This window comes from Protofrankia sp. CiT1, assembly GCF_917627335.1.
Classification (GTDB): Bacteria; Actinomycetota; Actinomycetes; order Frankiales; family Frankiaceae; genus Protofrankia.
The window spans coordinates 16,783-30,205 of record NZ_CAKJTP010000016.1; the positions used below are offsets into that span (position 1 = coordinate 16,783).

Sequence of the window (13,423 nt, forward strand, 5' to 3'; positions counted from 1 at the left end):
CCTGGGAAAAACCATGAGCGCGAGGTCGGTCCGCAGTCGTCATGTGTCAGAAGAATACCGATCGACGCTGCATCAGGAGTCCGTAGAGAGAATGTTGGATCGTCTCCCGGATACGATCGGTGAGTTCGAACACCAACATCGGGTCCTCGGCCGCCGCCGGGGTCAGCGATTCGGTGTCCACGGGCTCACCGAACTCGATGAGCCATTTCGACGGAAGAGGCAGCAGCCCGAACAGCCCAAACCAGGGAAAGGTGGGGGTGATCGGCAGGTAGGGCAGCCCGAGCAGCCGGGCCAGCATCCGGAGATTCCCAATCATGGGATAAATTTCCTCGGCTCCGACGATGGTGCAGGGAATAATGGGGACCCCGGCTCGCAAAGCGGCCGAGACAAACCCGCCACGACCGAAGCGCTGGAGCTTGTACCGCTCGCTGAACGGTTTCCCGATTCCCTTGAAGCCTTCCGGCCACACCCCGACCAGGTGGCCGCCCGCAAGCAGCCGTTCCGCGTCCGGCTGGCAGGCCAGGGTGTTACCCGTCTTGCGTGCGACCGGCGCGAGAAACGGGACGGCGAACACCAGATCCGCGGCGAGCATCCGCAGGTGTCGATGGGCCGGATGATGGTCCATGATTGCCAGCGCGGTCATCATCGCGTCCAGCGGCACCGTACCCGAATGGTTGGCCACGATGAGCGCGCCACCGGTGTCCGGAACGTTCTCCAGCCCCCGGGTCTCGACCCGGAAGTAGTTCTGGTAGATCGGCCGGAGCAACGGCGCGATGACGTTCTCGGTAAGATCCTCGTCGAAGCCGTGCTCGTCGACCACGTAGTCGCCAGTGATCCGTCGCCGCAAAAACGCGAGGAAACCCGCGAGAGCCTGCTCGAGGCTGCCCGCATCGGCCAACGGTTCGGCGGGCAGCATCGATGCGGGGGCCATACCCAAGTCTCCCGCCGGATCGCTCTCGCCGCCCGCGGCCGGCTCCCGCGGCGCGGCCGGCTCCCGCGGCGCGGCCGTCAGCTCCCCACCACCGTCCCGGGCGCCGCGCGCGGACCCGTTCCGACCAGGCGTGACGTGATCCTCACCAACCGGGTCTGTCTTGGCCCGGTCTGCCTCGGCTGGGTCCGGGTCCGGGTGGGGATTGCCGGCCGCGGTCATGCGCTCGGTCGCAAGCACGTCGGCAATCGGCTCGTCCTCAACCGGGACCGTCTCGCCGCCCCGGTCGACGCCCGACGGGCCCTGCTGCCGGGAACGCCGCTGCGCGGCAGCCCCCGTCCTGGCACGCCCGTCCTTACTCCCAAGCTGGATGATCCGCGCTTCGCTCACACCAGTGACCGCCTTTTCACCAGACCTGCCCCGCGCCCGCGGGCTGCCAGGGTTCCTCAGCCGTTGAGATGCGCCTGCCGAGCCAGACCGAAAAAACATGACCATGCGACCGTCGCCCACCACGGACCCTGGCGGCCACCGTCCCCGGCAGCCGACGTCGCCCGCCGCACGGCTACCGCCGCGGGCGGCTCCGGGTCACGACGTCCCGACAAGCCTGCGCCGCGCCAGTACGCCCAACAAGCCGCGTTCGACCCGGATAACAGTCTCACGGTCGATCGCGAAACGCATCGGGCGATCTCGTACAAAGTCGTCGAATGTCTCCAGCGTCGTGAATCTCGGGACATAGCCGAATACCTGCTTCAAACGGGTCGTATCGACAGCACGGCCGTGCGCGAGGAAGCCGAGCTGCTCCGCGGAGAAGTCCAGCAGCCGGGACCGGCGAACCAGGTTTCCCAGCGTCACCACGGCGGGTGACGGCACCGGCAGCGGCGCCCGCCCCGCGCGCCGTACCGCTTGGGACAGCAGGAGGACGCCGTCCCCCGCCACGTTGAACGTGCCGGGATGATCCTCGATCGCGGCCCTCGTCAGCACACCGAGCGCGTCCTCACTGTGCAACAGCTGCAGGCGCGGGTCAAACCCGAGCACCGTCGGGACAACCGGTAGCTCGAGGTAACGGGTCAACGGGCTGTCAATTCCGGGGCCGACGATGTTCGTGAAACGCAGCACGCTGACAGTGACATCCGGCCGGCGCCGGCTGAAGCCTCGGACGTATCCCTCCACCTCGAAGGCGTCCTTGCTATAACCACCGCGGGGAAGAGCACGCGGTTCCATTTCTTCCGTGAACAAAGCCGGATCCCGGGGCGACGATCCGTAAATTGTGGTAGTGGACTTGACGATCACCTTTGTAACGCTCGGCGCCTTCTGGCAGGCCGCAAGCAGCTGCATGGTGCCGATGACGTTGATTTCCTTCATCGCGCTCCGGCCCCCGGCACCGAGCGGAGTCGCGATGACATTCAGATGAAGCACGGTGTCGACCGCGGCGGCGCCGATGACCTTCGCGATCAACGGATTACGGATGTCCGCGCGGACAAACTGCGTACACCCGAGATCGCCATGCGGTGGTATGGTATCCACCCCGATCACATTCTCGATCTCCGGATCAGCCGCAAAGACACTCGCGACCTGCGCGCCGAGGGGTCGGGAAACACCGGTGACAAGCACACAACGCGGTCGCATTCTGGTCGCCCCCTGCCCGATCCCGACGTCATGTTACGCCCTGGGGTTGTCCATACGGCAACGCGCCGTGGTCCGTGGCGTGGCGTCCCATTAGCCGACGTTAGCCCGCGTTAGCGGACGCAATGTGACCTGACACCACGCCCAGCCGGCCCCGAACACCGCCAATCGATCACCGGGTGAAATCAGATATAAGCAGAACGCGAGAGTGGCTCCGCGGACACCACCGATCGTGAACGCTGTTCGCGAGGGCCATGAGCGATCACAATCGCGGCGCGGCGACGCACGCGCAAAACATCCACCGCCCGCCCGCAGTTAACAGCGATCATAACGCGGCGTAGTGAATCCTCGCAGACCGCAAGATGACCGACCGCAACCTCACCATAGGTATGGGTGAATCGCAGCGTCAGGGTACGTTCTGCTATGCGCACCTCAACCGGATCGCCGAGGATGATGCCCGCGGCCTCGAGATCCGTGCGAGTGATGTTCAGAGCGAGGTTACCGAAATGATCGATGTCGACGACCTCGCCATGGATGTGGTCCTCATCCACCGAACAGGCGCGTGGCCGCAGCTGGACCACGCAGGCGGGATCCAGCCTCGGCCCCACGTCCTCCAGCGGCAGCCCGACCGCCAGCCGCGCGGCGACCGGGGCGTAGACGTCCCGGCCACGGAACACCGCGGTCGGCATCGGCAGCCACAGTTCCCGATTGGCGATCTCGTGGACCTCGACAACACCGCCCAGCATCTCCCAGGCGAGCGAAGCCAGCCCGTTGTCAGGCGCGACAATGATCGACCCGTCCGCGGTGCGCACCGCTATCCCGCGGACGTACCGGCCGTCGGTACCGAGTGGTTCGACCAGGGCGAGGTGTATCCCCCTGGGCAGGTAGCCGACGGCCCCCGCCAGCATTACCGCACCGTGCTCGACATCCTGCGGGAGTACCGCGTGAGAAATATCGATCACCCGCGCGTCCGGGGCGTGCCTGGCGATCACCCCGTGACACACACCCACGCAGGCGTCGTCCAGCCCGTAATCCGACAGAAAACTGATCCACAAACCCGCCATACGATCCCCTGTGCCGAGGCTGGCTCCGTTGCCACCCGTCACATGTGAGCTTCCCACAAGACCTGGCAGCCGGCAGTCGAGGACCTACCGCCGAAACCGGACCGTTACACAGCACTCCGCCCGAACCGCTGGAATTCAGCGTGTCAGTTTTCCACCCCGGGCATGCGGAACAGCGCGGCAGCCAGGAGAAGAAATTGCGTACCGCAAAGTAGCAGCGCGACTACTTTTTGTTACGACGCTGAACGCGCGTGCGCTTGAGGAGCTTACGGTGCTTCTTCTTGGCCATACGCTTACGACGCTTCTTGATAACCGAACCCACGAACCCGACCGATCTGTTTGAGGAAAGCCGAACGAACTGTCGGCTGAGCCTACCCGCTCCCAGGCCCGTGCCGGCCGCGTCGCCCCCGGAGTGGCTCGGCTCCCGGGGCCTCCGATGGAGCGCCGGGGACCCACAACCGCACCCCCATCGGGCGCTGGGCACCCGCCGGACCTGGCCATCCGGACCACCGGGGCCAGACGAGCTGTATCGGTGTCGCCGAGAACGCGGCCAGGGGGCGCCTGGACACGGCGAGCCGGACAGACGACGTCCAAAACACGCCCTAACCGGAGGCGAGCGCGCAGGACCGGTCCCGGGCCGCCTCGATCGCGGCCAGCAACGCGGCTCTGACCCCGTGCTTCTCCAGCTCCCGGATAGCATTGATCGTTGTCCCGCCCGGGGAGGTCACAGCCTCCCGTAACATCACCGGATGCTCGCCGGAATCGCGCAGCATCACAGCGGCCCCCACCGCGGTCTGCACCAGCAGCTGAGCCGCGACCGCCCGCGGGATACCCAGCAGGATTCCCGCATCGATCATCGATTCGACGAGGTAGAAGAAGTAGGCCGGGCCGCTGCCGGACAACGCCGTCACCGCGTCCTGCTGTGCCTCGGGCACGCGGACGACCTTCCCGACCGGCGCCAGCAGATCCTCGGTACGCCGCAGGTGGTCCTCGCCGGCATGGGCGCCCGCCGAGATCACTGACATCGCCTCGTCCACGAGGACCGGCGTGTTCGTCATCACCCGCACGACCGGTGTCCCCGCGGCGAGCCGCTGCTCCAGGTAGGCGGTGGTGATACCAGCCGCCACCGAGACAACCAGGTGCTCCGGGGTGACAACGGCCGCGATCTCATCGACCAGAGCGGTCATGTCCTGCGGCTTGACCGTGAGTATCAGCACGCTCGCCCGAGCGGCCGCGATCGGATTCGACAACGCCTGGACCCCGTGGCGGGCGGACAGCTCCTCGGCGCGCTCGGAGCGGCGCGCGGTCACAAAAAGATCATCGGGATCATGGCCAGAGCGGATCATACCGGACAACAGCGCCTCGCCCAGCTTGCCGGCACCGAGAATCGCGACCGTCATGAACATCCCTCCACTGGAACCGACCGCACGGCGCCGCTCCTATCGGGATGACCGCAGCGCCCGCAGGAAGAACAGCAGATTGGCCGGGCGCTCGGCAAGCCGCCGCATCAGGTAGGCGTACCACTCCCGCCCACACGGTACGTAGACCCGGACCACCTCACCCGCTCCGGCAAGGCGTCGCTGCTCGCCCGGCCGGACACCGAAGAGCATTTGATATTCGAACGGCCGGGGGCGGGGGCCACCCGGATCCGGCTCTACCAGGCCGGCCGTGCCCCCAGCAACAGCCCCAGCAACAGCTCTGGCCAGTCGACCGGCCAGCTCGACCAACGCAGGATCATGGGTGGCGACCATGGGGTAGCCCCGCCCAGCCATCAGGATCGCCAGACACCGCGCGTAGGAGGCGGCCACCTCGGTCTGGCGGGTGAAGGCCACCGACGACGGCTCGGCATAAGCGCCCTTGCACAGGCGGACCCGGCCACCGGCGACAGCAAGATCACGACAGTCCGCCTCGGTGCGGCGCAGGTACGCCTGGACGACGCTGCCCGTCTCGTCGAACTCCCGGCGCAGCTCGGCCACTGTGGTCAGGACCGCGTCGGTTGTGGTGTGGTCCTCCATGTCCACGGTGACGCAGGTGCCCGCGTCCCGAGCTGCCTGGCACACCCCGAACGCGAGCTCGCGGGCGAGCGGCGCGTCGAACGCCTGACCAAACGAAGAGAGTTTGAGTGACACCTCCGTGGCCGGGGTGAGACCCGCGTCGGCAAGCGCCCGCAACAGGTCACGATAGGTCATGGCGGACTCGTACGCCCGCTGCCGGTCGATCGCGTCCTCACCGAGAACATCCAGGGACACCCGCAGGCCGGCTTCACACAGCCGGCCCGCGACACCGACCCCCGCGGAAACGTCCTCACCCGCGACGAAGCGGTTGACCACACCGCGGGTGACCGGGCTCGTCGACACGAACCGCCGGACCCGATGATCGCTCGATGCGGCCAGCACCGCTGTTCGCAACATCGCGGTACGCAGCACCCTTCCAGCCTCCCCCCGCGGGCCGTGGCCAGACCGCTGACGCGCGGCAGCAGCCCGGGAAAGGATTCTCCCCGCTCGCGGCAACCTGCCCTCGCCCGGTCCGCTGTCAGGCGAGGCGGGCGACGACCAGCACCGTGCGAAACGGCTCAGTGATCATACCGTCCGGGAACGCCTCCAGCAGCGACCTCCGCTCAGCGGCCAGAAAGTCCTCCAGGCGATCCCCGATCGCCTGGACGTACGACTTCGAGCGGAGCCACAGCTCATACGCGTCCAGCGCAAGCGTCCGGCTCCACCGGTCAGACACCGTCACGACTTCGGCGAACAGACCCGTCCACCGCAGTTCATCCGCCCACGGGCGGAGCCGGTAATCCCGCTGGTAGCCCGGGCTCATCGCCTCCAACCGCCGCTGCTGGCGTTCGCACCAGCGAAGATCCGCACCGTCGACGTCATTCCACCAGACGGCGAGCGCACCGCCGGGCCGCAGCACCCGGGCGGCCTCGGCCGCGGCCACCGGCACCCGGACCCAATGCCATGCCTGCGCATAGCAGACGAGGTCCGCCACAGTGCCGGTGAACGGAAGAGCCTCACCATCAGCGCGTACCGCGCCCAGTCCGGACGTGCGTTCGCGCAGGCGCCCGAGCATCACCGCACTGTGGTCCACCGGGATCACCCGAGCGCCGCGGGCCAGCAGCTGACGGGTCGCGATGCCGGTTCCCGCGCCGACCTCCACGATGTCGGCATCCGCGAGCTCACGCCCGGCCAGCCACTCCAGATCCGCGAACAACCGATCCGGATAGGACGGCCGCGCGGCGTCATAGGCGTCCACCAACGGATCGAACAGCGACCTGGTGCCCACCAGAGCATCGTGTCATCATCGCGGAACGCCGTGAAGGACATCCGCGTCCGCAGCGTCGATCGCCAGTCGATCGCCGGTCGATCGCGGCGAGCCCCGCTGCTCGCGGAGCTGGATCAGCGCTCAATCAACGCGGATGGCTGCTCGCCGTCGCGGGCGCGGCGGCGAGATTGAGCCGGGTGAACGCCAGCGCCTCGGCGAGATCGGCCTCCCGCTGGGCCCGGGACTCCGCTCGCCTCGTATTGATCTCTACGACCACGGTGCCGTCGAACCCCCGCGCCGCCAGCCTCTCCAACAGGTCAGCGCAAGGCTGGTTGCCGCGTCCGGGCACGAGGTGCTCGTCCTTGGCCAGCCCGCTGCCGTCGGCCATGTGGACGTGGACGAGCCGTTCGCCCAGCTCGTCCGCCATGGCCAATGCATCGGAACGCGAAACGCTGGTATGCGACAGGTCCAGAGTGACATGCCGGTAGTCATCACCCAGCGGCGACCAGTCCGGAGCGTACGCGGAAATCTCCCGCCCGCGCGCGCGCAGCGGAAACATGTTCTCGACCGCGAAGCGGACGGCTGTCTCGTCCGCCATCCTTTCGATGCCCTCGACAAAATCGCGGGCATAGTCACGCTGCCAGCGAAACGGCGGGTGGACGACGATGGTCGGCGCCCGCAGTGTCTCGGCGACCGAACGGGCCCGCTGTAGTTTCGCCCAGGGCTCAGCTCCCCATACGCGCTGGGTCAGCAACAGGCATGGGGCATGAACAGCGAGAATCGGAATACCGTGGTAATCGACAAGCCGCCGCAGAGCCTCCGGATCCTGGCTTACCGGGTCCGTCCACACCATGATTTCGACACCGTCGTAGCCGAGCCGCGCGGCCATCTCGAAGGCGGCCGCCGTCGATTCGGGGTACGTCGACGCGGTCGACAGCGCAATCTTCGCCGAAGGCACCCTGGCGGTGATCCGGTCAGCGCGGCGGGGAGCAATCACGGTCGGGTATGCGGTGCCGCGGGAGGATACGGCGAAACCTCGCGCCGGTCCTTGCGGGCGCCGCATACCGCCGCCCGCGGCCTCGGCGCCCCCGAGCCGCGGCGCTGGGGTTGACGCCTCGGGCATCCTTCCAGAGTAGGGCGTGCCCGCTCGATCTTCACTGCCACCTCACGTGCCGTCATCGGGTCTCCGGGACCCCGCGGAGATCCACCAACCCCCGCGGCGGCTCACCACCGTCCGAGAAATGAACATCCGGACACCATTGCGGTACTCGGCCCCACGTACCCAGGCAGCATGCGCGGATCCGGGCCGCCGGCCGTCAGCATCCGCCCTCAGCACCGGCCCTCGGGTCAGGCGGACGTCAACCAGTCCAGCCTACGCAGAATGACGCCTTCACGAAGCGCCCACGGACAGATCTCCACCTCGCTCAGGTTGAGCAGGTCGAGGGCTTCGGCGGCCACCACGGACCCCGCGACGAGCTGGCCCGCGCGATCAGCCGACACCCCCGGCAGGCTGCAGCGTTCAGCCGCGGACATCTTACACAGGCGGGTGGATATCTCACGCAGCGTATCCTGGCGCAAGACTCTGCGCACGTACGGGCCGCGGCTGTACGGCTCGGCACCGCCGATACGAGCCAGCGACCGGAAGGTCTTCGACGTCGCCACCGCCCGGGTGGGCTCGCCGACCACATACAGGTTCGAGACCACCGGCGCAATATGTGCCCGGACATACCGGCGCAGCGCCGCGACCTCCGAGCGCTTGGGCGGGTCGTTGGCCAACCAGTCACGGGTGAGCCGGCTCGCCCCCAACGGCAGGGATGACACCACGTCGGGATCCTCGTGCATCCCGGCCGCGATCTCCAGTGAGCCACCGCCGATGTCGAGCGCGAGCAGCCGCCCGGCGCTCCAGCCGAACCAGCGCCGCACCGCCAGGAAGGTCAGGCGCGCCTCATCCGGGCCGGGCAGGACCGCGAGCGCGATACCGCTGGCCGTCCGCAGTCTGGCCAGGACCTCCTCGCTGTTGGTAGCGTCACGCAGAGCCGACGTGGCGAACGCCACAAGGTCGTCCACACCGAGGTCGTCGGCACGGCCACGCATCTGGATGATGCATTCCGTCAGGGTCTGCTCGCCCTCGGCAGACAGCACGCCGCCGTCATCGAGGAGCTCGACCAGCCGCAGCGGAACCTTCACGCTGGCCGCCGGCAGCGGCTGGCCACCGACATGGGCGTCAACCACCAGCAGATGCACGGTGTTCGACCCGATGTCGATCACACCGAGGCGCATCCGACCGGCCGACAGGCGCTGCACGGACACCTGACCGTCAGCCTGGCTCAGCCCTTCTGGACGGGCTCCGCCCGCTGTCACCGTATCCCGGGCAGTGGCCTGCCGGCTCACCGCGTTCGGATCAGCCGCCGGCTGATCACCGATGGCCGGCCTCACCGACACAGCACACATCCACCCGCTGTGACAACCAACCGTCCGCGCTGTGCTGGCCGCAACAGCTTCACCACGCTCGCATCCACTCCTGGTCAGTCGTCCGGCCACCGCACGCCGCACCGAAGATCTTGGACGTGCCCCGCCCCAACCAAGATACGGCAATGATCAGGGTTCGAACTTGTAACCCAGGCCTCGGACGGTCACCAGATGGCGCGGGTTGCCCGGCTCATCTTCGATCTTCGTACGCAGCCGCTTGACATGGACGTCAAGGGTCTTGGTGTCCCCGACGTAGTCCGACCCCCAGACACGGTCGATCAGCTGGCCGCGGGTGAGTACCCGGCCCGCGTTGCGCAGGAACATCTCCAGCAGCTCGAACTCCTTCAGCGGCAGCGGGACAGCGGTGCCGTCGACAGTGACCACATGGCGTTCGACGTCCATCCGGACCGGGCCGGCCTCCAGCGTGGCGGTGACGCGCTCCTCGGCCTCGCCGCGGCGGCGCAGCACCGCGCGGATACGGGCGACCAGCTCACGGGCGGAGAACGGTTTGGTGACGTAGTCGTCGGCACCCAGTTCCAGGCCGACAACCTTGTCGATCTCGCTGTCACGAGCCGTAAGCATGATCACAGGCACCGCCGACTGCTGACGCAACGCCCGGCAGACCTCGGTTCCGGACAACCCGGGCAGCATCAGGTCCAGCAGGACGAGATCAGCGCCGTGCCGCTCGAACTCGGCCAGCGCGGCCGGCCCGTCCGTGGCGACCGCGACCTCGAACCCCTCCCGTTCAAGCATGAACGACAACGCGTCCGAGAACGACTCCTCGTCTTCCACGACCAGAAGGCGGGTCACCCTTCACGCTCCTTTGTCATCGCTGTCGTTGCCACGCTCAACATCGGGATCAGCATCGACGCAGGCCCGCAACAGCGGCAATCTGATCGTGAAAGTCGAGCCGGCGCCTTCGGAACTCCACACACTGACGTTTCCCCCATGGTTCGTCGCGACGTGCTTGACGATCGCAAGCCCGAGCCCCGTGCCGCCTGTCTGGCGGGAACGCGCCGGGTCGGCACGGTAGAAGCGTTCGAACACCCGCTCCAGGTCCCGCTCGGCGATACCGATGCCCTCGTCGGCGACAGACAGCTCAACCGTGTCGCCTGCCCGGCGGACCCCGACGACCACCCGGGTGCCCGTCGGCGAGTAGCTGACGGCGTTGTCGAGCAGATTCGCCAACGCGGTCGCGAGCTGGCCCTCGTCGCCGCTGACAGCGAAATCGCTGTCGCCGATCACAGCAATAGTGATCTCACGGGCCGAAGCCGTCAGCCGGGTGCGGTCCAACGCCTCGGCCAGCACCGCCGACACCCGCACCGGTCGTGGATCGGGCATCGGATCCGCACCCTGCAGACGGGAAAGATCGATAATCTCTTGGACGAGCCGCGCGAGCCGGGAGGACTCACGCGTCATCCGGGAGGCGAAACGCCGGACCGCGACCGGGTCGTCGCTGGCGACGGCGACCGCTTCGGCGAGCACATGCAGCGCGCCGACCGGGGTCTTGAGCTCATGGCTGACATTGGCCACGAAGTCCCGGCGGACCGCCTCCACCCGGCGCGCCTCGGTGACGTCGTCAAGGATCACAGCCACATGGCCGTCCGAGCCGAGCCGCAGGGTGCGGGCCCGCACGGCGAACGCCTCCTGATCAGGACGCGGGCGGGTCAACGGCGGCTCCGGGCGCGGCGGCAGACCGAGCTGCCGGTCGCGGTCGACGCCGTCCGCGCGGGTCTGTCCGGCCAGGTCACCCAGTTCGTCGAGAGCCAGCCGGCCAGCATCGATCACGCCCATGGTCTGGGCCGCCGGGTTGGCGAGCACCACGACGTCGTCCGCGTCCAGCACGACCAGCCCGGATGGCAGCCCGTCAACGAGCCGCCTGATGAGCCGTGACGGCAGTGTTGGCTGCGCGGCCGGCGCGTCGGGCAAGGTCACGTCAGGCAAGGCCGAGCCGGACGGGGTCTCGTCGGGCAGGGCCGCGGGCCGCTCCGGAGCGGGGCGCGCCGCCGGGCCGGATGAATTCGGGCGAAGCGCAAACCCAGGTCTTCGCTCACCCACACCGTCACCCACGGGCCGAATCGTAGGTGCCCAGCCGTAGCCTGCGCGTGCATCAAGCCAACCAGAGCCGATCGTCGCCAGGAGTTCATCCGCCTCATGCGATTCGTTCACCAAGGGGCGAGCGCCACGGACCATCGTTTGATCACGGTAAGGTGGCGCAACGGTCGGGACCATGCGTTGTCCGGGAAGCCACCGCCGCCTCGCGGTACCTCACGGCATGTTCGAGGCCGCGGGCGGTGGCAGCCTTCCGGAGCGCCGATGTCGACCCGTGGCGCCGGGAGGGCGGGTATGTGGTAATTGCCACGAAACCCGTCTCCGCTGTGATCAAATGGGCCGACAACCGCCGCGAACCCGAAGGAGCCGTCCGTGCGGGACGCCTTCCACGACGATCTCGAGAGCATCAACTCGTCCCTCGTCGAGATGACCAACCTGGTCGCCTCCGCAATGGCACGAGCCACAACGGCACTTCTCGACGCTGATCTCCAGCTTGCCGAAGGCGTGATCACCGCCGACGAAACTGTAGATCTTCTCCGTAACGAGATCGAGGAAAGATCCTTCGAAATAATGGCGCGGCAACAGCCAGTTGCCACCGATCTAAGAACCATGGTCACGACGCTGCGGATCGTCGCTGACCTCGAGCGCATGGGTGATCTTGCGCTGCACGTGGCCAAGGTGGCCCGACGGCGCTATCCCGGGCGCGCCATCCCGCCGGAGCTGCACTCGACCATCCTGGAGATGGGTCAGGTGGCGCAGCGGATCGTGGCCAAGGCAGGGTCGGTCATCGCAAGCCACGATGCCGCTCTCGCCAAGGAGCTGGAGAGCGATGACGACTCGATGGACGCCCTGCATCGCAAGCTCTTCCACGTGCTGCTGGAAACCGAATGGACCTACGGTATGGAAGCGGCGATCGACATCACGCTGTGTGGTCGTTTTTACGAACGCTACGCCGACCATGCGGTATCGGTCGCCCACCGAGTGATCTATCTGGTGACCGGTCACAAGCCCTGACACCCCTGGGACAGGCTGCCAGGCTCGGGATCTCGGGAACGCGGGAACGCGCCCGGCAGCTGTACCGCCCTGTTGTTTCTGGGCGGCTGTGGCCACAGGAGACGCGGCATCACGGGGCTGGGGCACGCGCCCCAGCCCCATTTCTTGATCAACTCCCCTATTGCCGGGCGCTCTTGCCCTGTGCGGCCACGGCGGCGGCGGCCGTCGCCGCGGCCGCCGGGTCGAGATACGCCGAGCTCACGACCCGTAGATCGTTGTCCAGTTCGTAGCGCAACGGAATGCCGGTGGGGATGTTCATGCCGGCGATGTCGGCGTCGCTGATCGCGTCCAAGTGCTTGACCAGCGCACGCAGGGAGTTGCCGTGGGCCGCGACCAGCACGGTCTGCCCAGCCCGCAGATCAGGCACGATGGCGTCGTACCAGTACGGCAGCATCCGCACAACGACGTCACGCAGACACTCGGTTGCCGGTATCGCGTCTGGCGGCAGGCCCGCGTACCGCTCATCCACTCCGCTGGCCTGGTCGGGCCCGATCGGTGGTGGTGGCGTGTCGTAGGAACGGCGCCAGAGCATGAACTGCTCCTCGCCGTACTTCTCAAGCGTCTCAGCCTTGTTGAGACCTTGTAGGCCCCCGTAATGGCGCTCATTGAGACGCCACGAACGACGGACCGGGATCCAGGTGCGCCCGGCGGCATCCAAGGCGATCCAGGCGGTACGGATCGCGCGCACCAGCAGCGAGGTGTGTACCACGCTGGGCAGGAGGTCGGCGTCACGCAGAAGCTCACCGCCGCGGGTCGCCTCCTTGACACCCTTGTCGGAAAGATCTACATCCACCCAGCCGGTGAACAGATTCTCACGGTTCCACGTGCTCTCGCCGTGGCGGAGCAGGACGAGCGTCGGCATACGGTCGATCCTGCCGCAACATGGGCGCCACAGGTGGCCAGATCGATGCGGCGCGCTCATGCGGGCACGCCGCCCAGTCAGGACGCCCTGACAACGCGGTCCCTTTGCCGATCC

General features: G+C 67.6%; 13 protein-coding genes. 1 reads left to right on the forward strand and 12 read right to left on the reverse strand.

Annotated elements, in window-relative coordinates; translation table 11 throughout:
• Positions 1–46: 46 nt before the first annotated feature.
• The 11 genes from MJ785_RS04835 to MJ785_RS04885 form a co-directional block, all read right to left on the reverse strand.
• The gene (locus MJ785_RS04835) at positions 47–1,318 is read right to left on the reverse strand and encodes a lysophospholipid acyltransferase family protein (RefSeq protein WP_239380102.1); all 1,272 of its coding nucleotides are present in this window, start codon (positions 1,316–1,318) and stop codon (positions 47–49) included.
• A 195-nt stretch (positions 1,319–1,513) separates the two neighbouring features.
• Positions 1,514–2,554: an NAD-dependent epimerase/dehydratase family protein gene (locus MJ785_RS04840; RefSeq protein WP_239333923.1), complete on the reverse strand. Its 1,041-nt coding sequence runs from the start codon at positions 2,552–2,554 to the stop codon at positions 1,514–1,516.
• A 182-nt stretch (positions 2,555–2,736) separates the two neighbouring features.
• Positions 2,737–3,615 (reverse strand): S-adenosyl-l-methionine hydroxide adenosyltransferase family protein, encoded by an 879-nt coding sequence (locus MJ785_RS04845; protein ID WP_239308225.1) that lies wholly within the window; start codon positions 3,613–3,615, stop codon positions 2,737–2,739.
• A gap of 220 nt (positions 3,616–3,835) precedes the next feature.
• Positions 3,836–3,934 carry a 30S ribosomal protein bS22 gene (locus tag MJ785_RS04850; RefSeq protein WP_003948845.1) on the reverse strand — a complete coding sequence of 33 codons (99 nt, stop codon included), beginning with the start codon at positions 3,932–3,934 and terminating at the stop codon, positions 3,836–3,838.
• 280 nt (positions 3,935–4,214) lie between these two features.
• Positions 4,215–5,018, reverse strand: a complete 804-nt coding sequence (proC, locus tag MJ785_RS04855; protein WP_370651408.1) for a pyrroline-5-carboxylate reductase — start codon at positions 5,016–5,018, stop codon at positions 4,215–4,217.
• A 33-nt stretch (positions 5,019–5,051) separates the two neighbouring features.
• Positions 5,052–6,023, reverse strand: coding sequence for a proline dehydrogenase family protein (locus tag MJ785_RS04860; protein ID WP_305039904.1), 972 nt, complete (start codon positions 6,021–6,023; stop codon positions 5,052–5,054).
• 121 nt (positions 6,024–6,144) lie between these two features.
• Complete coding sequence (locus MJ785_RS04865; RefSeq protein ID WP_239380104.1) at positions 6,145–6,894, reverse strand: class I SAM-dependent methyltransferase; 750 nt, start codon at positions 6,892–6,894, stop codon at positions 6,145–6,147.
• Positions 6,895–7,018: 124 nt separating this feature from the next.
• A complete protein-coding gene (locus tag MJ785_RS04870) occupies positions 7,019–7,996 on the reverse strand; it encodes a sugar phosphate isomerase/epimerase (RefSeq protein WP_239308229.1) in 978 nt (325 codons plus the stop codon).
• Between the two features lie 224 nt (positions 7,997–8,220).
• On the reverse strand, positions 8,221–9,324 hold the full coding sequence (locus MJ785_RS04875) for a Ppx/GppA phosphatase family protein (RefSeq protein ID WP_239308230.1): 1,104 nt from the start codon (positions 9,322–9,324) through the stop codon (positions 8,221–8,223).
• Positions 9,325–9,471: 147 nt separating this feature from the next.
• On the reverse strand, positions 9,472–10,152 hold the full coding sequence (locus MJ785_RS04880) for a response regulator transcription factor (protein ID WP_239308231.1): 681 nt from the start codon (positions 10,150–10,152) through the stop codon (positions 9,472–9,474).
• A 3-nt stretch (positions 10,153–10,155) separates the two neighbouring features.
• Entirely contained in the window at positions 10,156–11,400 is a 1,245-nt protein-coding gene (locus MJ785_RS04885; protein WP_370652870.1) for a sensor histidine kinase, read from the reverse strand.
• Positions 11,401–11,766: 366 nt separating this feature from the next.
• On the opposite strand from MJ785_RS04885, the gene phoU reads away from it, so the two are divergent.
• Complete coding sequence (gene phoU / locus MJ785_RS04890) at positions 11,767–12,408, forward strand: phosphate signaling complex protein PhoU (protein ID WP_239308232.1); 642 nt, start codon at positions 11,767–11,769, stop codon at positions 12,406–12,408.
• Positions 12,409–12,565: 157 nt separating this feature from the next.
• Here phoU and MJ785_RS04895 read toward each other — a convergent pair whose 3' ends face one another.
• Positions 12,566–13,309: a phosphoglyceromutase gene (locus tag MJ785_RS04895; RefSeq protein WP_239308233.1), complete on the reverse strand. Its 744-nt coding sequence runs from the start codon at positions 13,307–13,309 to the stop codon at positions 12,566–12,568.
• Between the last annotated feature and the right edge of the window lie 114 nt (positions 13,310–13,423).

Bases quoted from the DNA above. Each gene is read 5' to 3' on its own strand.
- MJ785_RS04870 (WP_239308229.1), bottom strand. From the start codon at position 7,996: ATGCCCGAGGCGTCAACCCCAGCGCCGCGGCTCGGGGGCGCCGAGGCC.
- MJ785_RS04840 (WP_239333923.1), bottom strand. From the start codon at position 2,554: ATGCGACCGCGTTGTGTGCTTGTCACCGGTGTTTCCCGACCCCTCGGC.
- MJ785_RS04860 (WP_305039904.1), bottom strand. From the start codon at position 6,023: ATGTTGCGAACAGCGGTGCTGGCCGCATCGAGCGATCATCGGGTCCGG.
- MJ785_RS04845 (WP_239308225.1), bottom strand. From the start codon at position 3,615: ATGGCGGGTTTGTGGATCAGTTTTCTGTCGGATTACGGGCTGGACGAC.
- MJ785_RS04875 (WP_239308230.1), bottom strand. From the start codon at position 9,324: ATGTGTGCTGTGTCGGTGAGGCCGGCCATCGGTGATCAGCCGGCGGCT.
- MJ785_RS04895 (WP_239308233.1), bottom strand. From the start codon at position 13,309: ATGCCGACGCTCGTCCTGCTCCGCCACGGCGAGAGCACGTGGAACCGT.
- proC (WP_370651408.1), bottom strand. From the start codon at position 5,018: ATGTTCATGACGGTCGCGATTCTCGGTGCCGGCAAGCTGGGCGAGGCG.